This window comes from Pseudomonas leptonychotis, from assembly GCF_004920405.1.
In the GTDB taxonomy this organism is placed as follows: Bacteria; Pseudomonadota; Gammaproteobacteria; order Pseudomonadales; family Pseudomonadaceae; genus Aquipseudomonas; species Aquipseudomonas leptonychotis.
The window spans coordinates 184,460-205,059 of record NZ_RFLV01000003.1; the positions used below are offsets into that span (position 1 = coordinate 184,460).

A 20,600-nucleotide genomic window follows, 5' to 3' on the forward strand; every position below is an offset into this window, starting at 1 on the left:
GACGAATCCTGAGGGCGAGCGGGTGATGAAGAAACCTGGCAGCACTGTAGACGACTGGTCTATTTTGAAATATATTGCAGACCACAGGTGAACTCAGACCAGCATCTGGCCTAGCAAACCAGCGCACAGAGCCCCATAGCGCAAACTCCTAGCACGCCATGGCGCACTGAACATCGAACGCCACGCACATTACGCCGCGCGCTCACGGCAACCCCGCGCGAGACTTCGCAGCAACAATAGACGACTGGTCTATTAAGGATAAAGGCATGTTCAACTTCGATTTTTACAACCCTACCCGTATTGTCTTTGGCCGCGACACCATCGGCCGTCTGGATGATTTAGTGCCGGTTGAGGCGCGCGTGTTGCTGCTTTACGGCGGCCAGAGCGCCGAGAAAACCGGCACCCTGGCGCAAGTGCGCGAAGCGCTTGGTGCCCGGCACGTGCAGGCGTTCGGCGGTATCGAGCCGAACCCCAGCTATGAAACATTGATGCAGGCCGTAGCGTTGGTCCGTGAGCAGCGCGTGGACTTCCTGCTCGCGGTGGGTGGCGGCTCGGTGATTGATGGCACCAAGTTCGTGGCTGCTGCGGTTGGCTATGCCGGCGATGCCTGGGACATTCTCGAAACCCGCGGCGCCAAGATCCGCCACGCCCTGCCGTTCGGTAGCGTACTGACGCTGCCTGCCACCGGCTCGGAAATGAACAACAGCGGCGTGGTCACGCGCCGGGCAACGCAAGCCAAACTGCCGTTTCGCAGTGCTCATGTGTTCCCGCAATTTTCAATTCTCGACCCGACCAAGACCCAGACCCTCCCCGTTCGCCAGCTGGCAAACGGCGTGGTCGATGCGTTCGTGCATGTCATGGAGCAGTACCTGACCTACCCGATCGACGCCCGCGTGCAGGACCGCTTCGCCGAAGGGCTGCTGCAAACCCTGATCGAAATCGGCCCGCTGATGCTGGAGGAATCCGCCGACTACAGCACCCGCGCCAACCTTATGTGGACCGCCACTTTGGCGCTCAATGGGTTGATTGGCGCGGGCGTACCGCAGGACTGGTCCACCCACATGATCGGCCATGAGCTAACCGCGCTGCACGGCATCGATCACGCACGCACGCTGGCCATCGTGCTGCCCGCGAACCTGGAAGTTCGCCGTGAAGCCAAGCGCGCCAAGTTGCTGCAATACGCCGAGCGGGTTTGGCAGATCCGCCAGGGCGACGAAGAACAGCGGATTGACGCCGCCATCCAACAGACCCGGACGTTCCTCGAGAGCCTCGGCCTACCGACGCGCTTATCGGCCTACCAGCTTGGTGCTGACGCCATCGATGCGCTGATCAACCAGCTCGCCGCTCACCGCCTAACCGCCCTAGGCGAACACAACGACGTCAACTTAGACGTCAGCCGCCAGGTGCTTGAAGCGAGCCTCTAAGCCGCGCCGCTAGCGCTGCACACCCACGCTAGCGGCACATGAGCAAACAGCCACAACCTCTTTTAACCGCAAGGTAAACCACATGAAAATCCTCCTCGTTCTGACTTCCCACGAGCAACTTGGCGACACGGGTGAGAAGACCGGTTTCTGGCTCGAAGAGCTCGCCGCGCCTTACTACGCCTTTCTCGACGCCGGCGCGCAACTGATCCTGGCATCGCCCAACGGCGGTCAGCCACCGCTTGACCCAAAGAGTAATGAGCCTGACTTCCAGACCGACGCCACCCGCCGTTTCGAGGCCGATTCAGTCGCCACGCACGCGCTGGCCAATACGCTAAAGCTGAGCGACATAAATAGCGCCGAGTTTGATGCCGTGTTCTACCCCGGCGGCCATGGCCCACTGTGGGACCTGGCCGAAGATGCCGCATCCATCGCCTTGATCGAGCACGCCATCGCCGCTGGCAAGCCGGTCGCCGCGGTTTGCCATGCGCCTGCGGTGCTGCGCCACATCAAGGGCAGCGACGGTCAGCCATGGGTCGCTGGCAAAGCGGTCACCGGCTTCAGCAACAGCGAGGAAGAGGCTGTGGGCCTGACTCAGGTGGTGCCGTTCCTGGTCGAGGACATGCTCATGGCCCAGGGCGGCCACTACAGCAGGACAGCCGACTGGCAGGTGCATGTCGTCACCGACGGGTTGCTGATCACGGGCCAGAACCCGGCCTCCTCCGCAGCCACCGCCCACGCGCTGCTCAAAATGATGGCCTAAGGCCCGCGTCACGCCTCTGCCGACGCCGGCAGAGGCGCACTTTTTGCCCGTGGCCGCTAGGTGGCGGCGGGCCTCACCAGGAATGTAAAAATGGATACCCGTCGCTTCTTTCAGTCGGTACAACTCGGCCCTTACGTGCTCAACAACCGCATCGTCCTGCCGCCCCTGACCCGCTCGCGCAGCACCCAGCCGGGGAACATCGCCAACCCGCTGATGGCCACCTATTACCAGCAACGTGCCGGCGCGGGCTTTATGGTCACCGAGGGCACGCAAATCGAACCCCGTGGCCAGGGCTATGCCTGGACACCGGGCATTCACAGCCAGGCGCAAATCGACGGTTGGCGCAACGTCACCGATGCCGTGCATGCCGTCGGCAGCATCATTTTCGCCCAGCTCTGGCACGTCGGTCGGGTTTCGCACACCTCGCTGCAGCCCGATGGAGCAGCGCCGGTAGCGCCTTCGGCGATTGCCGCGACCAACGTCAAGGTGTTCATCGAAACCGGCCCAGGTACCGGTGCCCTGGCCGAGCCTTCAGTGCCCCGCGCACTGAGCAATGCCGAAGTCAAAGAACTGGTGCAGCTGTACGCGCAGGCCGCGCGCAACGCACTGAGTGCGGGCTTTGATGGCGTGGAGATCCACTGCGCCAACGGCTATTTGGTCAATCAGTTCATCTCTGCGCACAGCAACCAGCGCGACGATGAATATGGCGGTTCGCTGCACAACCGTTTGCGCTTCCTGCGCGAGATTGTCCAGGCCGTAGCCGAGGTTGTCGGTGCCGACCGTTTGGGCGTGCGCTTCGCGCCGTTGTTTGAAAGCACGGCCGAGGACCGGGTCTATTTGGGTCTGGTTGAAGAGGATCCGCACAGCACCTACATCGAGGCCATCAAGGTGCTCGAAGAAGCGGGTATCGCCTACCTGTCGATCGCCGAGGCCGACTGGGACAACGCCCCGGACCTTCCCGAAGACTTCCGCCGCGAGGTTCGCCAGGCCTTTAGCGGCCGCATCATCTACGCCGGCCGCTACACCGCACAACGCGGGGCGCAAACCCTGGAGGCAGGCTTGGGTGACATGATCGCTTTTGGCCGTCCGTTCATTGCCAACCCGGATTTGCCGCAGCGCATTGCCAATGGTTGGCCGCTCAACCCGGTCGACCCAAGCAGCATGTACGGCGGCACGGAGAAGGGTTATAGCGACTACCCCACCTACACCAAATAAACCCGCCACAGCGGCCGTCACGGTTTAACCCTGACGGCCGTCTTCTTCTGGGCTGCAAACGGCGACGACCGGGTGGGCCAATTCGCGCGACGCAGCAGTGATGACGCCGTCATGCAGCATCTGGATAATTGCACCCTTCTCGCGGCGACACGCCTGATCGTTACCCAAGCCCCCGCCTACACGTCCACACTCAAGCGCTGCGCAGAGCAATAACCCGGCAGAGCATTAAGGACTTCTCAACATGACAGAACTGCAGAGCAACCCGGACTGTATTGGCCTGGTACTGGCCGCAGGCTACGGGCAACGCTTCGGCAGCGACAAACGCCGCGCCCAGCTGGCAGACGGCAACAGCTTGCTGCGCGCGACAGTGCTGCGTGCGCAAGAAGCCTTCAGCGATGTTCGAGTCGTATTAAAAGCCGAGGACGATGCCCAGGCCCTGGCTATTCCACCCGGCGTTCAGCTGGTGCGGGCAGCTCACGCCAAACAGGGCATGGGCTCAAGCCTGGCTGCCGGCATCCAGAGCCTGGCACACTCGCAGGCCACTGCGGTGGCGGTGCTGCTTGGAGATATGCCGTGGATTTCTGTCGCCACCCTGCGGCAACTGCGAGCGCAGGCCCACGCTGAACATATCGTCGTGGCTTACTGCGAAGGCCAGCGCGGCCACCCGGTGTTGTTCGGCCGGTGCTTCTGGCCAGAGCTGATGCAACTGCAAGGCGAGAATGGGGCCAAGGGCTTGATCGCCAGCCATGCGCAACAGGTGATTGCCGTGACGCTCAATGACCACGGCATTCTGCGGGACGTCGACAGGCCGGCCGACCTCAGCCACCCACCGACTTCATAATCAGGGCGCTGCCGGTAAACGTGGCGTCCTGCTTGTCCGCAAGCGCACGGCCGAGCAACCCGGTCAGCTGCGGCTGCGCCTGCTCAGTCGGCAGATCCAACAGCGCGCCCATAAAGTGCCCGCGATTGGATGACAGGCATCCATATAACCAGCCCGTAGACGACAGGCGCAGACGGCTGCAACTCCGGCAAAAGGGCGCGCTTTCGTTGGCAATGATGCCGAACGCCCCGCGCTCGCCCACGCTATAGCGCAGCGCGGTGGAGTCTACCGGCGCCTCAGCCTGGGTGAAGGCATAGCGCTGGCCGATAAGCTCCAGCAGCTCGCGCTGGCCGACGAACTGGGTGCGAAAAGCCTCTGCATGCTGGGCCAAATGGCCCATGCGCATCAGTTCGATAAAGCGCAGCTCGTAGCCCTGCTCCAGGCAGAACGCCAACATGGGCATAACTTGATCGAGATTACTGCCACGCATCGGCACCATGTTGATCTTGATGCTCATGCCGGCTCGGCGCGCCTGCTCGATGCCGCTGAGCACCGTCTGCAGGTCGCCGCCCTTGGCGATCGTGCGGAAGGCGCTCGGGTCGAGCGTATCGAGGGACACATTGAGTCGCTGGATGCCGGCGCAGCGCAATAACGGCAGTTTGCCGGCCAACAACTGGCCATTGGTGGTCAGGCTGATGCCTTGCAACGCCAGCTTACCAATGCCCTGCAGAAAGGGCTCCAGCCGGTCACTCAGCAGCGGCTCGCCACCGGTAATGCGCAGTTCCTCAACACCGGCAACATCCCTGAGCAACTCGACGGCACGCAGCATCGCCGCCGCCGTCAGCTCATCGCGCGCGGCCACCAAGCGACGGCCATCGGCCACACAGTAGGTGCAGGCGTAATTGCAGGCCGCGGTGAGGCTCAGACGAAGTTTGCGAAAACGCCGACCATGTCGATCAACAATCACCCGGCGACGCCCGCGTGGGCATCAGTGGTGGCTTCGATGTCCTCAAGCACATAAACCTGACGATCGCTCAGCAGCTCGCCAAGGGCATTGGCCATGGCCGTGTAATGCGGCATCTGCCGATGAAGCGCTATCGCCTCGTGGCTGGCCCAGCGCTCGACGAAGACAAAACGTCCGGCCTGCTCAATACAGCGATTCAAGACGTAAGCCAGGCAACCGTCTTCGCCGCGCGAAGGCTGCACGCAGGCGCGCAGAATCTGCTCGACCTGCTGCTCGTTGCCGGCTTTGGCGGTCAGTACCGCGACAACGCGTATGGCTTGATTCATGCGGATGGGTTCCTCGGTTGATCAGTCGTCAGCGCTGCACGGCGAACTGCCGAAAAGCTTCTGTAGTAACAGCGGTTGCGGCCTGGCCAGCGATCAGCACAGGGTCGCTGTCATGGATGCTCGCGGCGCGCAAACGCAGGCTGCCGCCATGGCGGCCGTTGAGCACTGCCTGAATTTCCGCCAGCACCGCCATGGCCACGCTTTCCGGGGTGTCGCCGCCCAGGTCCAGGCCGATCGGATAATGCAAACATGCCAGCCCCGGCAGCTCGTCCTGCGGTTTAGCCAATTGTTCGTGGATGCCGGCCAACAAGCGCTCGGTACGCTCACGCGGGCCTAGCTGGCCGACATAGCAGGGTTCACTGTGCAACACGCCCTGTAGCCAATGCGCGTCTTGCACCAGGCTGTGGGTCATCACCGCTACCGCAGCCCCGCGCACCAGCTCGTGGTAAGCGAAAGGCTGCTCGACGTCGCCGACCAGTATCTGGTCAGCCTCGGCAAAGCGCTCGGCTCGGGCAAAGTGCGCCCGGCCGTCGATCACCGTCACATGCCAACCCAACAGCTTGGCCATGCGCACCAGCGGCTGGGCATCATGGCCCGCGCCGAAGATCACCAGGCGTCGCACAGGCGGCAGGTACTCCAGAAGCACCTCCACTTCGCCCGCGCCATTTGGATAGACACAGCGGGATGACTTGCCGCGCAGCAAGGTCTGCTGCAGATCAGCGCTGATCTGTTCCGCCAGCCCCGAGCGCAGTAGTTCGCCTTTGGCATCCTGACCAGGCACCAAGCACAAGCGCTCGCCTAAGCGTGGCGAAGCAGCGCCCGGGCTGGCGATCACCGTGGCAATGGCCGCCGCTTGCTGGCTGTCGCGCACGCCAAGCAAGGCATCGACCAAGGCGCAAGGGCCGTTGGCCGGCAGGCGCTCGAACAGCACATGCACCTTGCCGTTACAGCCCAGGCCGAAGCTCAGCGCTTCCTCGCTGGCCTCATCCGCCTCGGCGGTGCTGTAGCTGCGCAGCGCCGGCCCGGCTTCGGTCAGCCACCAGGCCTTTTTCGCCACTTCCGCCTCCAGGCAGCCACCACTGATGGTGCCCTCGGGCCTGCCGAAGCGCGACACCAGCATGCGCGCACCCGGCCGCCGATACGCCGAGCCTTCGACCTTGACCACAGTCGCAAGCACCGCTTCGCGGCCAGCCTCGCGCTCGGCCAGGAGCGCATCCAGCAATGTGTTCAGGCCCGACATGCGGCACCTCCGCTCAATGCAGGGACTCGGTCCGGCGCTTAGCCACAGCTGGCACCGATACCTGCGCACCACTGTCGCCAAAGCGCTGCAACATGAAGCTGCTCAGCGCGGCCAGCTCTTGGTCGTTGTAAATGCTGCCGAACGACGGCATAAGCCGATCCACAGGGGCGTCGGCAGCACCATGGCCACTCAACAAGATGCCGAGCAAGTTGCTGGCGGCCGGGTCGTTGACCGTCTTCAAGCCCAGCAGCATGGCCGTCTGGCTCTGGTTGCCCGTGCCGTCCCAGCGGTGGCAACTGGCGCAGGCTTCGGCGAACAGCTTGTTGCCGAGCGCATTACCGCTGCCCGGTTCAGCAAGCGTGACCTGCTGCGGGCGAGGCACGCCTTCACTGCGCGGCGGCGAGTTCTTGAGGAAGACGGCGATCGCCTGACGGTCAGCGTCGGTCAGGTGGCGCAAGCTGTTTTCCACCACCTCTGCCATGGGCCCCGAAGACAAACCCAGGCCTGGCGCTGCGCCATCCTTCAAATAGCCAGCTAGCACGTCCGTGGGCCAGGCACCAATGCCGTGCACCGGGTCGGCACTTATGTTGTAGGCGTTCCAACCCTGGAGCAGGTTACCGGCCAGCGAGCGGTCGCTGCTGACTGCCTGAAACAGGTTGCGCGGTGAATGGCATTCGCCGCAGTGACCCGGCCCTTCGACGAGGTATTTGCCGCGATTCCACTCAGCAGAGCGCTGGCTGTCCGCCTGAAATGGCTCATCGTTAAGGAACAGCAAATTCCAGAAAACCATGCCCCAGCGCTGATTGAACGGGAAGCCGATTTGGTTTTCGCGCGGTGCTTGCTCGACTGGCTCCAGGCTGTCGAGGTAACCCTTGATCGCGAGGATGTCATCGCGCGACATCTTGCTGTAGGAGGTATAGGGGAACGCCGGGTAGTAGTGCTGGCCATCACGGCCCACGCCGGTCTGCAGCGCACTGACGAACTCGTCATCGGTCCACGCACCGATGCCGGTTTGCGTGTCAGGGGTAATGTTGGGCGAAAACAGCGAGCCGAACGGCAGCTTGAACTCGACGCCACCGGCGAAAGGTTCACCGCCGGGCACGGTGTGGCAAGCCACGCAGTTGGCGGCGCGCGTGAGGTATTCGCCCTTAGCCAGCGAATCGTCCTGGGCATAGGCCGCTTGCGCCAGCAGAGCAGCACTGGCGAGCAGCAGTAGGTTGCTTATTAATTTCATCAGGTGCTCCTTAAACCGGGTAGTAGCCGAAACGGCTCAGCGGCAAGCGACGAATGCGCTGGCCCGATGCGGCGAACAGGGCGTTGACCAGGGCCGGACCGATCAACGCAGTACCGGCCTCGCCGACGCCACCCGGCGCTTCCAGGCTCGGCAGCAGGTGCACCTCCACCGCCGGCGCTTCGCTGATGCGCAGCTGCCGGTAGTTGTGGAAGTTGGTCTGCTGCACCTGGCCGTTTTCGATGAGGATTTCGTTGAATAGCGAGGCGGACAGGCCGAACAGCGTGCCGCCCTCGATCTGCGCCTTAACCGAGGTCGGGTTAGTCGCAAAGCCGCAATCCACCACACTGACCAGGCGCTTGATGCGTATGCCCAAGTCGCCCTGCATCTCCAGTTCAACCAGGGTCGCCACGTAGCTGCCGAACACCGCACTGACCGCCACACCACGGCCCTGCCCGGCGGGCAACGGCTTATTCCAGTCAGTCTTTTCGGCCAGCAAACGCAGCACCGCCTGGGCACGTGGCTGCTCCGCCATCAGCTCCAGGCGGTAGGCCACCGGGTCGGCCTTGGCGTTGTGCGCCAGCTCATCAATAAAACATTCCAGAGCATAGGTGCCGCGCAGCGGGCCCACGCCGCGCCACCAGGACACGGGCACAACGCTCGGCTCCTGGCGGATATAACGAACCTGCAAATGCGCCAGGCTGTAGATGGGGTCTACCGCCACTTCCACGGCATCGGCATCCACGCCATTGGGCGGCAAGCTGCCGACATAACGGGCGAGAATCGAGGCACCGGCGATGCGGTGCTCCCAACCCAGCGGTCGCCCCTGCTCATCAAGAGCGGCCTGCATACGGTCGGCGTAAAGCGGCCGGTAGAGGTCGTGGGTCATGTCCTCTTCACGGCTCCAGATCAGCTTGATCGGGTAAGCAACCTGGCGTGCGATGGCCACTGCCTGGGTGATGAAGTCGAATTCCAGACGCCGACCGAATGCGCCACCGATCAGCTGGTTGTGCACCTGGATTTTTTCCGCCGGCAACCCGGTGATTTGGGCTGCCGTCTGCTGGGCGAACACCGGCACTTGGGTGCCGACCCACAGCTCGCAGGCATCTTTACGCACATGGGCCACGCAGCTCATGGGCTCAAGCGGTGAATGCGACAACAGCGCCTGCTCGTAAACCGCCTCGAACTGGCTGGCCGATTGCTGCTTGGCTTGTTCAATGTCGCCGCTGCGCTTGCCGACCACGCCATCACGGCTACTGGCCGCGAGCAGCTCCTGGTCCAACTGCGCTGAACCAATCGCGGCATGTGGGCCGAGGTCCCACTCGATTTTCAGCGCCTTGATGGCCTGCTGGCAGGCCCAGAAGTTGCTCGCGGTGACGGCCACGGCATTGTCCAGGCGCACGATGTCGCGCACCCCAGGCACTCGTCGCGCCTGACTGTCATCAACGTTGAGCAGCCGCCCGCCATACACCGGACAGGTGATACTGGAGGCCACCAGCATGCCGGGGATTTGCAGGTCGATGGTAAAGCGCGCCTTGCCGTTGACCTTCGCGGGCGTATCCAGACGCTGCGCGGGGGTGCCCAGCAACTTGAACTGCTCGGGGGTTTTCAGCGGCACTGCATCGGGCAATGGCAGCGTCGCAGCCGCCTCGACCAAGTCGCCATAGGCCGCCTGCAGGCCATTGGGGCCAAACACCTGGCCGTTCTGCGCATGGCACAGGCTCGGCGCGACGCGCCATTGCAGAGCAGCCGCCTGGATCAACAGGATCCGCGCCGTAGCGCCCGCCCGACGCAGCGGCTCCCAGGTAACACGAGTAGAAGTCGAACCACCGGTGGCCTGAAATTGCATCAGGCTGTCGGTATACAGCGCCGAGTTCGGTGGCGCTTCCTGGATCACCACCTGATCCAGGGGCACTTCCAGTTCCTCGGCGACCATCATGGCAATACCGGTGTGCGCACCCTGGCCCATTTCAATTTTCGGCGAGATCACCGTGACCACGCCATCGGGGCCAACGCGGACAAAGGCACCGAAACCCTCAGCGGAGCGATCACCAAGCCGACCTGTCGCCGCCGCCTCGGCGGCTGCGCTTTTAGACACCAACGGCGGTAGCCAGGTACTCAACACCAAGCCGCCGAGGGCGATACCGCTGCCCTGCAAGAGGCGGCGACGGGACATATCAACAGTCATTTCGTTAGGCTTTTTCATCTCACGCCTCCTCTACACGGCCAACACTGTGAATGGCCGTGCGAATACGGGTGTAGGTGGCGCAGCGGCAAAGATTGCCCGCCATGGCGGCATCAATCGCCTGATCATCGGGCTTCGGCTGGCTCTGCAGCAGCGCCGTGGCGGCCATGATCTGCCCTGATTGGCAGTAACCGCATTGCACCACCTCATGCGCCAGCCAGGCCTGCTGCACGGCTTGGCCCACGGCCGTCTCGCCGATGGCCTCAATGGTGGTGATCGAGCGCCCCGCTACAGCGGAAATCGGCGTCACGCATGAACGGATCGGCTGGCCATCGAGGTGCACGGTGCACACGCCGCACTGGGCAATGCCACAGCCATATTTGGTTCCGGTCAGGCCCAGCACATCGCGCAAGACCCATAGCAGAGGCATATCGGGGGCAACGTCAACCTGCTGCGACTGTCCGTTGATGATTAACGTTTGCATGTTATTTCCTCTGCCTAAAGTGTTAATGCCGACAACCTTGGTTATCGCTTTGATCATGTGGGTGCGCTACGTGACGCAGACTAAAACAGCTTCATGCCCTCACGAATTAATCCGCCTTAAACGGGCAACCAGCCACCCGGCCAGTGGGAAGGAGATAAGCTGGGTGACAGGCACCAATACCAGCACTTCCACCAATACCATTAGCGGAAAACTCAGATCACGGGTCAGCGGGGCCAACACACTCAGCACCAATAAGAGCGTAGGGTATAACCCCAGACAGCCCACCACGACACGCCAGAACATGGCGTTTATTTGATGCGAGCGCTTGCTGGGTGTATGCATAAAAATCTCTGCAGGCATTGCCTGTAACTTAGCGGCCTGGATTTTTTAAATAAGAAAACCCTGCCAGCAAGGAGCTTGAGCTGGCAGAGCACGAACCATGGTCACTCCAACGCCAGACAATCAGTCGTGACCGACGCGAACCACCAACTTGCCAAAATTACGGCCCTCGAGAAGCCCGATAAAGGCCATAGGCGCCTCTTCCAAGCCGTTCACTAATTCCTCGCGATACTTGATCTGACCCTGTGCAAACCAGCTCGACATCTCGTTAAAGAATTCGTCGTAGCGGTGCGCGTAATCATCAAAAATAATAAAACCCTGCACATGAATGCGCTTACGCAGAATGGCGCCCATCAAAGACGGCAAGCGATCTGGCCCGCTGGGTAAGGCGGTGTCGTTGTAGTGCGCGACGATGCCGCAGACAGGCACTCGGGCCTTGGTATTGAGCAGCGGCAGCACCGCCTCGAAGACCTTGCCACCGACATTCTCGAAGTAGACATCGATACCCGCCGGGCAGGCCTTGGCCAGTTGCTCGGCGAAGTCCGGCGCACGGTGATCGAGGCAGGCATCAAAGCCCAGCACCTCGACGGCATACCGGCACTTTTCCGCGCCGCCGGCGACGCCGACCACATGGCAGCCCTTGATTTTGCCAATCTGCCCGACAGTCGCGCCGACTGGCCCGGTAGCAGCCGCCACCACCAGTGTTTCGCCCGCCTGCGGCCGGCCAATATCGAGCAAGCCCATATACGCGGTGAAGCCCGGCATACCAAAGATGCCCAAGGCATAAGAGGGTTGTGCCGGCGACTCGCCCAGCGCGGTCAGGTCACTGCCATCGGACAACGTGTAGTCCTGCCAGCCAGCAAAGGACAGCACCCAGTCACCGACCTTGTAGACCGGGTTTTTCGAAGCCTCCACACGGCATACAGTGCCACCCACCATCACCCCGCCGACTTCCACCGGCGGCGCATAGGACGGTGCATCACTCATGCGGCCGCGCATGTAAGGGTCGAGCGACAGGTAGACGGTACGCAGCAGCACCTGCCCTTCTGCAGGCTCAGGAATAGGGCTTTGCTCAATGCGGAAATTCGCCTCGACAGGCGCACCGTGCGGGCGCGAGGCCAGAACAACGCGTCGATTGATTTGCTTTGACTGGGGCATGTGCAAACTCCTGGCTGATGTTGAAGAAATGGTTGTCTCGGAGCAGATAAATTAGACCAGTCGGCTATTAAGCCGATAAAAAAAGCCCACCTACTGGTGGGCAGTCTCGCCATTAGGTGTTGTCAGAGGCCAACATGGTCTGGGTCGTGTCCATGGCGTTTTCCAGCGACCGACTATTACGGTGCAGCTTGCTCAGCAGGCTGGCGCCGAGCCACAGCTGATAAAGGGCCGTCGCCGTGCGGTAAGCATCGCCTGGCGGCAGGGAACCGTCTTGCTGGCCCTGCTCAATACACTCAGAAATCCGCGCAATGATTTGATCTGCGCCATCGCGCAGCGTCAGGCGCATGGACTCAGAAAGATCGGCCACCTCAGCGCTCAGCTTCACCACCAGGCACTTCTGCTCATCGCAGGGCTCGCAGTAGCTGTCCAGCCACTTCTGCCAATAGTCCATCAGTCGTTCGCGGGCCGTGTTGCCCGTGACGGCGAAGCGTTCGTCCATGTTCGCCAGATAAGTGCGAAAGTAATCCTCGAGCAAGGACTGGCCGTACTGCTCTTTGGATTTGAAGTAATGGTAGAACGAGCCTTTCGGCACGCTGGCGGCCTGCAAAATCTCGTTAAGGCCCACACCTGTGAAGCCCTTCACCACCATCATGCGGTGGCCGGTGTCGAGTAAATGCTGGCGCGTGTCATCGTAGTTTTGCTTCATCGGGGCAGGTTACCAATAAATTAGACCAGTCGTCTACTGTGAATATCAACGCTCTACTATATCAACACTCCCCCTCGGCCACCCAGGCCAAACCGCAATGCAACCCGCCGACTGCAGAGGCTACTCCGCAAAAAAGCGCTACGCTTCGAGCACACCCTTTCAATAGTAGACCAGTTGACTACTGAGCGCGTAGCATCCGTCCAGAACACGCCAATTACCAATCACACATCAGCGCGCCATATGCACGATGCGCCCCAAACGGAGCCACACCGATGATCAAACTTCACCACCTTAATGCTTCACGCTCAATTCGCATCCTCTGGTTACTCGAGGAAATCGGTGAGCCCTATGAGCTCATCAAGTACACGCGCGATGCAAAAACCCACTTGGCCCCCGCTTCACTAAAGGCCATCCATCCGCTCGGCAAATCGCCGGTGATTGAACTAGACGGGCAGGTTATTGCCGAGTCTGGCGCGATGGTGGAAGTACTGATTAAGCGCCTGGCGCCTCACTTGGCACCTGCTGAAGGTTCAGCTGCATACATTGATTACCTGACGTGGATTCACTTTGCAGAAAGCTCCGCCATGCTGCCTTTTCTACTGAAAATATTTAATCAGTATGAAACCCAGTCAGGCACCGACCTGAAGTTTCTAAACAGCTACGCGGAGACTGAATTCAACAAGGTGTTTGCCCATATCAACAACCACCTTGAAGGTCGGAACTTCCTGCTAGCAGAGCGCCTGACCGGTGCGGACTTTATGCTGGGCTTCGTCGTGCAGGGGGCACTGAATAACCTAAAAGGCGCTCAGGCCTTCCCGCACATCGAACGCTATATCCGTAACCTGGAAAGCATCAGCAGCTACCAGCGCGCCCTGGCAAAAGAGCAAAACTGAAGCGCCCCCAAGTAAGGACGACCTCGGCCGGCGCTGGCGTTAGGCGTCCACTTCTGCGCTTTAGTACCTGAGCCGAGCGCCTAGGCTCAGGCCTCCCCGGCTTAGGCCTTTGCCTGACGCGCCTTCAGGTAGGCGATGACCGCAGCCTGGTCGCCGGCGAACTCAATACGCGCGGCCTTGCTATCGCGCTGATAGGCGTACATCGGGTCGTAATACTCGCACAGCAGCCCGGCGATCCAGTCGCGGTGCAGCTCAACCGCGCCACTGCGCTGTTCGTTCAGCGCCACTTGCATGATGGCCAGCAAGCGCTGGTAGCGTTCACCGCCCAGGCGCTTCTGGATATTGCTCAGACTTTGCAGCAGACGTTCGGCGTAGAGCCGAAAGCCCTCTTCCTCACCGTGCAAGGCAGTAAATTCGGCGCACAGGTTGACCACGTAATCGCGCAGGATGCGCTCGACGCGGTCCTCAAGGGCATCTTCCAGCCACACCAACGGGTACTGCTGCATGCCTTGGTAAAGCGCCAGCGGCACGGTGCAGCTGCCGACCATGCGCCCCTCGTCCTCTAGAACAAATTGCTCGGTGCCACGGGCGCGTTGCTTAAGCAGGTCGATGGCCAGGCGGTTTTCGAAGTCGATCTGCATCGGCTGGCCCGTGGCGCGTTTGCCGAAGCTGGAGCCACGGTGATTGGCGTGACCTTCTAAATCCAAGCTGTTATCCAGTTGCACAAGCACGTCGGTTTTGCCGGTGCCGGTAAGGCCGCCAAGAATGACGAAGTCGCACTCGGTAATCGCTTGCTGAGTGGTTTCCAACAAAAAGGTGCGCATCGCTTTGTAGCCGCCGATTACCCGCGGGTAATCGATACCAGCCTCCGCCAGCCACTGTTGCGTAATTTGCGAACGCAAGCCGCCACGAAAACAGTACAGGTAGCCTTCTGGATTGGCCTTGGCGAACGCTGCCCAAGCCGCGACCCGTTCGGCCTTAACCTGACCGCTGACCAGTTGGTGGCCGAGATCGATGGCGGCATCCTGGCCGTGTTGCTTGTAACAGGTACCGACCCGCTGGCGTTCGTTGTCATCCATCAGCGGCAGGTTGAGCACACCAGGAAAGGCACCTTTGCTGAATTCCACCGGGGCGCGGGCGTCCATCATCGGTACATCGTTAAGGAAGATTTCGCGGTAGTTGCTGCTGTTTTCGCGCATCAGAGCACCTCTACCGCGTATGCCTGTCGCTCCACCAGACGGCCGATGGGCGCCAGGTTCAGGCCCAGCTCAGCCGCTACGGCGAGGAACTCCGCTTCACCTTCAGGCGTCACCGCGATCAGCAGACCGCCGCTGGTTTGCGGGTCGCACAGCAGATCGCGTTGCGCCTCGGTAATCGGCGCGATCTTCTCGCCATAACTGTCGTAATTACGCAGGGTGCCGCCCGGCACGCAGCCTTCGGCCAGGTAATAGTCGACCCCCGGCAGGCGCGGTACGGCAGCGTAGTCGAGTTGCGCGGTGAGGTTTGAGCCGTCAGCCATCTCCACCAGGTGGCCGAGCAGGCCAAAGCCGGTCACGTCGGTCATCGCCGTGACCCCGGCCAATTTGCCGAAGCGCGAACCGGGTTTGTTCAGGGTGCACATCCAGTCGCGCGCCAGGCCGACGTCTTCGGTACGCAATTTGGACTTTTTCTCGGCAGTGGTGAGGATGCCGATGCCCAGCGGTTTGGAGAGGTACAGCTGACAGCCGAGCGTGGCCGTGTCATTGCGCTTCATGTGGCGCTTGTTCACCACACCCGTCACGGCCAGGCCAAAAATTGGCTCTGGGGCGTCGATGGAGTGACCGCCTGCCAGCGGAATGCCGGCTTCATCACAGATTGCGCGGCCGCCGCGAATCACTTCGCGAGCGACTTCCGGCGGCAACAGATTGACCGGCCAGCCGAGGATGGCGATGGCCATCAGCGGGTCGCCGCCCATAGCGTAGATGTCGCTGATGGCATTGGTGGCGGCAATGCGGCCGAAGTCATAGGGATCATCGACAATCGGCATAAAGAAGTCCGTGGTCGAAACCACCCCACGCTCATCATCGAGGGCATACACCGCCGCATCGTCACGTGAGGCATTGCCCACCCACAGCTTAGGGTCGAGGTTCTGTGCGCCGCTACCGGCAAGAATCACATCCAGCACCTTGGGGGAAATCTTGCAGCCACAACCAGCGCCATGGCTGTACTGGGTCAGGCGAATCGGCTCGCTCATCGGTCAGGCTCTCGGCAAATCAAAAAACAGGCGCGGATTCTAGCAGGCGAATGAAAAACGTAGGCGAGGCAGGCAAGACAAGGCAAAAACGGCCGAGGCGCGGACGACTGCATGGATCCAGGAGGTAGAACGAAGCAGGATGCCAGAGTCGAGTTTACGAGCTGTAAATGAGCAGTACTCGGTCCACTCGCCCTTCGGGTCGCGCTGAAGCGCGTTAGCCGCAAGCGGCTTGCCGAGGCCGTTTTTAACGCAGGATTGCCAACGCAGGTAGTTTTCAACGATCTGCGAGCAAAGCTGGCCTTTGCTGCAGTGCCCCATATAATCGCGCCACGTCTATTACCCTGACTACGCGCAGTGCGCATGTTGCGACCTGCCTCTTCGAACCTTTTCCGCTATTGAACCGGAGAATCTTCATGCTCAAACGTACCTTGGCGCTCGCCGCTGGCGTTGCCCTGTCCTTGTCCGCCACCTTGTCCCACGCCGCTGATGTGCTGAAAGTCAGCGCCATCCCCGACGAAGCCCCCACCGAACTGCTGCGTAAATTCAAGCCGCTGGGTGCCTACCTGGAACAGCAACTGGGCATGAAGGTCGAGTTCGTCCCAGTCGCCGATTATCCAGCCGTAGTAGAAGCGCTAGCCACCGACCGCCTCGACTTGGCCTGGCTCGGCGGTTTCACCTTCGTTCAAGTGCGCCTGAAGACGGGTAATGCCATCCCATTGGTGCAGCGCGAGCAAGATGCGCAGTTCACCAGCAAATTCATCACGGCCAACCCTGACGTGAAATCCCTGGCCGACCTCAAGGGCAAGACCTTCGCCTTCGGCTCGGTGTCGTCCACCTCCGGCAGCCTGATGCCGCGCTTCTTCATGACCCAGGACGGGATCAAGCCGGAAGACTATTTCAGCCGCATCGGCTACTCCGGTGCGCACGACGCCACTGCCGCCTGGGTCCAGGCTGGCAAGGTTGACGCTGGCGTACTCAACGCCAGTGTGTGGGACAAACTGGTCGCCGCTGGCAAGATCGACACCAACAAGGTCAACGTCTTCGCCACCACCCCGCCCTACTTCGATTACAACTGGACCGTGCGTGGCACCCTTGATCCCGTGCTGGCAGAGAAAATCAAGAAGGCCTTCCTCGCCCTCGACCCGGCAAACCCTGAGCACAAGGCAATCCTCGACCTGCAGGCCGCCAGCCGCTTTATCGAAACCAAGCCTGAGAACTACCAAGGTATCGAGGACGCTGCCCGCGCTGCCGATCTGCTGAAATGAGCCTGCGCCTGCACCAGGCGACTCTGCAGCACGGTAACGGCGTGCACGCCCTGCGCGGCGTAAGCCTGACAATCAGCGCCGGTGAGCGGGTCGCGATCATCGGCCCGTCTGGGGCCGGTAAGTCGAGCCTGCTCAATCTGCTCGCCACGGCTCTGCAACCGAGCAGTGGCGAGTTACAGGTGTTCAACGAACAGCCCTGGCAACTCTCGGCGCGCCAACGTCAGCGCCTGCGCGCGCGTATCGGCCTGGTGCATCAGGCGCCGCCGCTACCAGCACGGCAACGGGTGATCACCGCTGTGCTGGCCGGCAAACTCGGCCAGTGGCACTTGGTCAAAAGCCTGCTCAACCTGCTGCACCCACTGGACATCCCTGGCGCACGCCGCGAGCTGGCCAAGCTGGACCTGGCTGACAAGCTGTTCGCCCAGTGCCAACAACTCTCAGGTGGTCAGTTGCAGCGCGTTGGCATCGCCCGCGTGCTGTACCAAGCGCCTGAGCTGCTACTGGCCGATGAGCCCGTATCGGCCATGGACCCAGTGCTGGCTGAACACACCCTGAGCGTGCTCTGTCAGCATGCCGAAGCCGGCGGCGTAACCCTGGTTGCCAGCCTGCATGCAGTGGAGCTGGCCCTGGCGCACTTCCCACGGATTATCGGCCTGCGCGATGGGCAGATTCTCTTTGACCGCCCGGCGGCTGAGGTTGACCACACGCAGCTTGATGCGCTCTACGCCAACGAGAAATTGCTCTCACCAACCGTACCCGCCGTCAGCCTGAGCCTGCAGATCCCGCGATGCTAAACCGCGCCAACCGCGACCCGGCCGCCCTGCCTCGGCTGTTATTGACGCTACTGGCGCTGGCTCTGCTGTGGCCGGGTATCCAGCTCAGCGAGCTGGACCTCGGCGTGCTGCTGCAAACTGACAGCCAGAGCGAGATGGGCCGCTTTGTAGCGGCGTTTTGGCCGCCAGCGCACAGCGATGAATTCCTCGAACTGTTGCTGCACGCCACCCTGCAGACCCTGGCCATCGCCACTGCGGGTATGGCCCTAGCCCTGCTGCTGGCAATTCCGGCCAGCCTGCTGGCCAGCCGCGCGCTGTCGCTGTCCGCCGCCTCCCGCAGTGGGCGGCCCAAGCCGCTGGCGCAGTTGCTGCGCTGGCCGGTGCGCGGCCTGCTGATCTTCCTGCGCAGCGTGCCGGAGATCGTCTGGGCCTTATTGTTCGTACGCGCCGTCGGCCTCGGCCCCACTGCCGGGGTATTGGCCATCGCCATCACCTACAGCGGCATGCTCGGCAAGGTTTATGCGGAGATTTACGAGTCAGTTGACCAGCGCCCCATGCACGCTCTGCTTCAGGCCGGCAGTGGCCGGCTGGCAGCGTTTACCTACGGCATTCTGCCCAATGCGGCGGCGGAGCTGACCTCCTACACCGTGTACCGCTGGGAGTGCGCAATCCGCGCCTCAGTGGTGATGGGCTTCGTCGGCGCCGGTGGCCTCGGCCAGCAGATTGACCTGTCACTGCGCATGTTTGCTGGCGGCGAAGTGGCCAGCATGTTGCTGACCTTTGTGCTGCTGGTATTGCTGGCCGACCAGCTCAGCCGCTTGCTGCGGGGGCGGCTGCTATGAGCCGACTGACCAACGTGCTACTGCTGCTGGGCATCGGCGCGGCCGTGCTCGCCTCGTTCGCCTACCTGAGCCTTGACCTGGGCGCACTTAGCAGTGCTGACAGCCTGCGGCAGATGGGCGCGTATGTGCAGCGCTTTCTTGAGCCCGACCTGAGCACGAAGCACCTGACGACCATCGGCCGTGGCGCGCTGGAAACCCTCGCCATGTCGGCCCTCGGCACCTTGCTGGCGGCCGTATTCGGTTTGCTACTGGCCTTGCCCGCCGCCGGGCGCTTCGGCTGGCCACTGCAAAGCGCCGCACGCCTGCTCCTGAATGCCCTACGCGCGATTCCAGAATTAGTCTGGGCCGCACTGATGGTGCTCGCCGCCGGTCTCGGCCCTAACGCCGGCACCTTGGCTCTGGCCCTGCACACCGCTGGCGTGCTCGGCCGGCTGTTTGCCGAAGCGCTGGAAAATACCCCCACCGCACCGGCTGAGGCGATTCGTTTACAGGGCGGCAGCCAGGTCGCCGCATTCTGCTACGGCACCTTGCCCAACCTGTGGCCACAGCTGTTGGCCTACTGCCTGTACCGCTGGGAAAACAATATCCGCATGGCCAGCGTACTCGGCTTCGTCGGGGCCGGCGGCCTGGGGCAAATGCTCTACGTCAGCCTTAGCCTGTTCCAGGAAGCCCAGGCCAGCACGGTGATCATCGCCATGTTGCTGCTGGTATTCGGCGTCGACGCACTAAGCAGCTGGACTCGGCAGCGCTGGGTGCGGGTGTAGCCGCCAGCGCACGCTGCAACCAAACGCAACGGCCACTGTCCGACTGCCACACGACACTGGCGCAGACTGCGTCGGCCGTTCTTGTTTGAGGGAGACGTCCTTGCCTGCAGTGTTTTTGCGTCACCCTCTGCGCTGGGTTGCCCTGCTGGTTGGCGGGCTCGGCCTCGCCGCCTCGGTTCTCGCCTGCCCCAGCGGGCAGCAGCAGGTCTGTGCCGTGGCGTGCTTCTGTGCGCCGATCAGCCAGGCCGACATCGACGTGTTGTATGAAGACCTCAGCCAGCTCGCCGCCTCCGGTCTTGAGCAGGGCTTGTTGCAAGCGCGTCAGCGTGCAGCAGCCGACGGAACCGAGCCCGTGCCCCTGCATATCCGCGCCCAGCTGGAGGCTTATTTCGCCATAGCAGTGCTCGACTCAGCGCGCTTTAAGGTCGACAGCGGCGCGACACTCAACGCCGGCAATGCCCTACTGCAAAATCCCGACGTGCAGGCGGTGACGCTGATCGACATCATCGTCTTTCGCAACGCTGAGGACGCCCAACAAAATGTCGCGCTCTGGGCGCATGAGCTGTTGCACGTGCAGCAATACCAGCAATGGGGCGTGCGTGAATTTACCCGCCGCTACACCCGCGACCACGACGCCATCGAAGCACCTGCATACACGCTGCAGATTGCGGTCGAGCGCGCCCTGCGCAATCAGCTGGCTGGCAAAACCAAATAGCGCTATCGACACACTTGAGCCTCTTGCGGCTACGCACAGTCGAGTGAAAGCTGGGGCACATAACAACGCGGGATTAGATCTAAACAGTCGACAGGCGGGCGATGCGCAACGGAGCGGGTAGCTCCGTTGCAGCGCCCGCCGGGTAGGCGAGCGCAGTGCATCGAAATGCCAGAAGGGAAGAAACGCATCGTACTGGGCGGGTAGCCCTCCGTTGCCGGATGTACGACGGGCGCTGCAGTGCAGCATCAAACACCTGGGCAAGG

The 20,600-nt window shown here is 61.9% G+C and carries 21 protein-coding genes; 10 read left to right on the forward strand and 11 right to left on the reverse strand.

Features of this window, described 5'->3' with window-relative positions:
• Nucleotides 1-266 precede the first annotated feature (266 nt).
• The 4 genes from D8779_RS15160 to D8779_RS15175 all read left to right on the forward strand — a co-directional run bounded on the left by D8779_RS15160 (nt 267) and on the right by D8779_RS15175 (nt 4,240).
• The gene (locus D8779_RS15160; RefSeq protein WP_136665329.1) at nt 267-1,424 is read left to right on the forward strand and encodes an iron-containing alcohol dehydrogenase; all 1,158 of its coding nucleotides are present in this window, start codon (nt 267-269) and stop codon (nt 1,422-1,424) included.
• A gap of 82 nt (nt 1,425-1,506) precedes the next feature.
• On the forward strand, nt 1,507-2,184 hold the full coding sequence (locus tag D8779_RS15165) for a type 1 glutamine amidotransferase domain-containing protein (protein WP_136665330.1): 678 nt from the start codon (nt 1,507-1,509) through the stop codon (nt 2,182-2,184).
• A 90-nt stretch (nt 2,185-2,274) separates the two neighbouring features.
• Nucleotides 2,275-3,399, forward strand: coding sequence for an alkene reductase (locus tag D8779_RS15170; RefSeq protein ID WP_136665331.1), 1,125 nt, complete (start codon nt 2,275-2,277; stop codon nt 3,397-3,399).
• A gap of 241 nt (nt 3,400-3,640) precedes the next feature.
• Complete coding sequence (locus tag D8779_RS15175; RefSeq protein WP_136665332.1) at nt 3,641-4,240, forward strand: nucleotidyltransferase family protein; 600 nt, start codon at nt 3,641-3,643, stop codon at nt 4,238-4,240.
• Here D8779_RS15175 and D8779_RS15180 read toward each other — a convergent pair.
• From D8779_RS15180 to D8779_RS15220, 9 genes are all read right to left on the reverse strand, one after another.
• Complete coding sequence (locus tag D8779_RS15180) at nt 4,218-5,186, reverse strand: GTP 3',8-cyclase MoaA (RefSeq protein ID WP_136665333.1); 969 nt, start codon at nt 5,184-5,186, stop codon at nt 4,218-4,220. The genes D8779_RS15175 and D8779_RS15180 overlap by 23 nt on opposite strands.
• Entirely contained in the window at nt 5,183-5,509 is a 327-nt protein-coding gene (locus tag D8779_RS15185) for a putative quinol monooxygenase (protein WP_136665334.1), read from the reverse strand. The genes D8779_RS15180 and D8779_RS15185 overlap by 4 nt, the downstream gene beginning before the upstream one ends.
• 28 nt (nt 5,510-5,537) lie before the next feature.
• Nucleotides 5,538-6,749, reverse strand: coding sequence for an XdhC family protein (locus D8779_RS15190; RefSeq protein WP_136665335.1), 1,212 nt, complete (start codon nt 6,747-6,749; stop codon nt 5,538-5,540).
• Between the two features lie 13 nt (nt 6,750-6,762).
• On the reverse strand, nt 6,763-7,983 hold the full coding sequence (locus tag D8779_RS15195) for a cytochrome c (protein ID WP_136665336.1): 1,221 nt from the start codon (nt 7,981-7,983) through the stop codon (nt 6,763-6,765).
• Nucleotides 7,984-7,993: 10 nt separating this feature from the next.
• Nucleotides 7,994-10,186: a xanthine dehydrogenase family protein molybdopterin-binding subunit gene (locus D8779_RS15200; RefSeq protein ID WP_136665337.1), complete on the reverse strand. Its 2,193-nt coding sequence runs from the start codon at nt 10,184-10,186 to the stop codon at nt 7,994-7,996.
• Between the two features lies 1 nt (nt 10,187).
• On the reverse strand, nt 10,188-10,649 hold the full coding sequence (locus D8779_RS15205) for a (2Fe-2S)-binding protein (RefSeq protein ID WP_090376350.1): 462 nt from the start codon (nt 10,647-10,649) through the stop codon (nt 10,188-10,190).
• Between the two features lie 99 nt (nt 10,650-10,748).
• Nucleotides 10,749-10,991 (reverse strand): hypothetical protein, encoded by a 243-nt coding sequence (locus D8779_RS15210; protein WP_090376352.1) that lies wholly within the window; start codon nt 10,989-10,991, stop codon nt 10,749-10,751.
• 120 nt (nt 10,992-11,111) lie between these two features.
• Nucleotides 11,112-12,146, reverse strand: coding sequence for an NADP-dependent oxidoreductase (locus D8779_RS15215; protein WP_136665338.1), 1,035 nt, complete (start codon nt 12,144-12,146; stop codon nt 11,112-11,114).
• A 112-nt stretch (nt 12,147-12,258) separates the two neighbouring features.
• The gene (locus D8779_RS15220) at nt 12,259-12,852 is read right to left on the reverse strand and encodes a TetR/AcrR family transcriptional regulator (RefSeq protein ID WP_136665339.1); all 594 of its coding nucleotides are present in this window, start codon (nt 12,850-12,852) and stop codon (nt 12,259-12,261) included.
• Nucleotides 12,853-13,124: 272 nt separating this feature from the next.
• Here D8779_RS15220 and D8779_RS15225 point away from each other — a divergent pair, with 272 nt between their 5' ends.
• Nucleotides 13,125-13,745 (forward strand): glutathione S-transferase family protein, encoded by a 621-nt coding sequence (locus tag D8779_RS15225; RefSeq protein WP_136665340.1) that lies wholly within the window; start codon nt 13,125-13,127, stop codon nt 13,743-13,745.
• A 101-nt stretch (nt 13,746-13,846) separates the two neighbouring features.
• On the opposite strand, the gene mnmH is transcribed toward D8779_RS15225, so the two are convergent.
• Both mnmH and selD read right to left on the reverse strand, forming a co-directional pair.
• Nucleotides 13,847-14,944 carry a tRNA 2-selenouridine(34) synthase MnmH gene (mnmH, locus tag D8779_RS15230; protein WP_136665341.1) on the reverse strand — a complete coding sequence of 366 codons (1,098 nt, stop codon included), beginning with the start codon at nt 14,942-14,944 and terminating at the stop codon, nt 13,847-13,849.
• A complete protein-coding gene (selD, locus tag D8779_RS15235) occupies nt 14,944-15,978 on the reverse strand; it encodes a selenide, water dikinase SelD (protein WP_136665342.1) in 1,035 nt (344 codons plus the stop codon). The genes mnmH and selD overlap by 1 nt, the downstream gene beginning before the upstream one ends.
• A gap of 413 nt (nt 15,979-16,391) precedes the next feature.
• Between selD and D8779_RS15240 the strand changes: the two genes are divergently transcribed.
• The 5 genes from D8779_RS15240 to D8779_RS15260 all read left to right on the forward strand — a co-directional run bounded on the left by D8779_RS15240 (nt 16,392) and on the right by D8779_RS15260 (nt 20,337).
• The gene (locus D8779_RS15240) at nt 16,392-17,243 is read left to right on the forward strand and encodes a putative selenate ABC transporter substrate-binding protein (protein ID WP_136665343.1); all 852 of its coding nucleotides are present in this window, start codon (nt 16,392-16,394) and stop codon (nt 17,241-17,243) included.
• A complete protein-coding gene (locus D8779_RS15245) occupies nt 17,240-18,037 on the forward strand; it encodes a phosphonate ABC transporter ATP-binding protein (RefSeq protein ID WP_136665344.1) in 798 nt (265 codons plus the stop codon). The genes D8779_RS15240 and D8779_RS15245 overlap by 4 nt, the downstream gene beginning before the upstream one ends.
• Nucleotides 18,031-18,858: a PhnE/PtxC family ABC transporter permease gene (locus tag D8779_RS15250; protein ID WP_136665345.1), complete on the forward strand. Its 828-nt coding sequence runs from the start codon at nt 18,031-18,033 to the stop codon at nt 18,856-18,858. Before D8779_RS15245 ends, D8779_RS15250 begins: the two co-directional genes overlap by 7 nt.
• The gene (gene phnE / locus D8779_RS15255) at nt 18,855-19,622 is read left to right on the forward strand and encodes a phosphonate ABC transporter, permease protein PhnE (RefSeq protein ID WP_136665346.1); all 768 of its coding nucleotides are present in this window, start codon (nt 18,855-18,857) and stop codon (nt 19,620-19,622) included. The genes D8779_RS15250 and phnE overlap by 4 nt, the downstream gene beginning before the upstream one ends.
• Before the next feature lie 100 nt (nt 19,623-19,722).
• Complete coding sequence (locus tag D8779_RS15260; RefSeq protein ID WP_420875610.1) at nt 19,723-20,337, forward strand: eCIS core domain-containing protein; 615 nt, start codon at nt 19,723-19,725, stop codon at nt 20,335-20,337.
• The last annotated feature ends 263 nt before the right edge of the window (nt 20,338-20,600 follow it).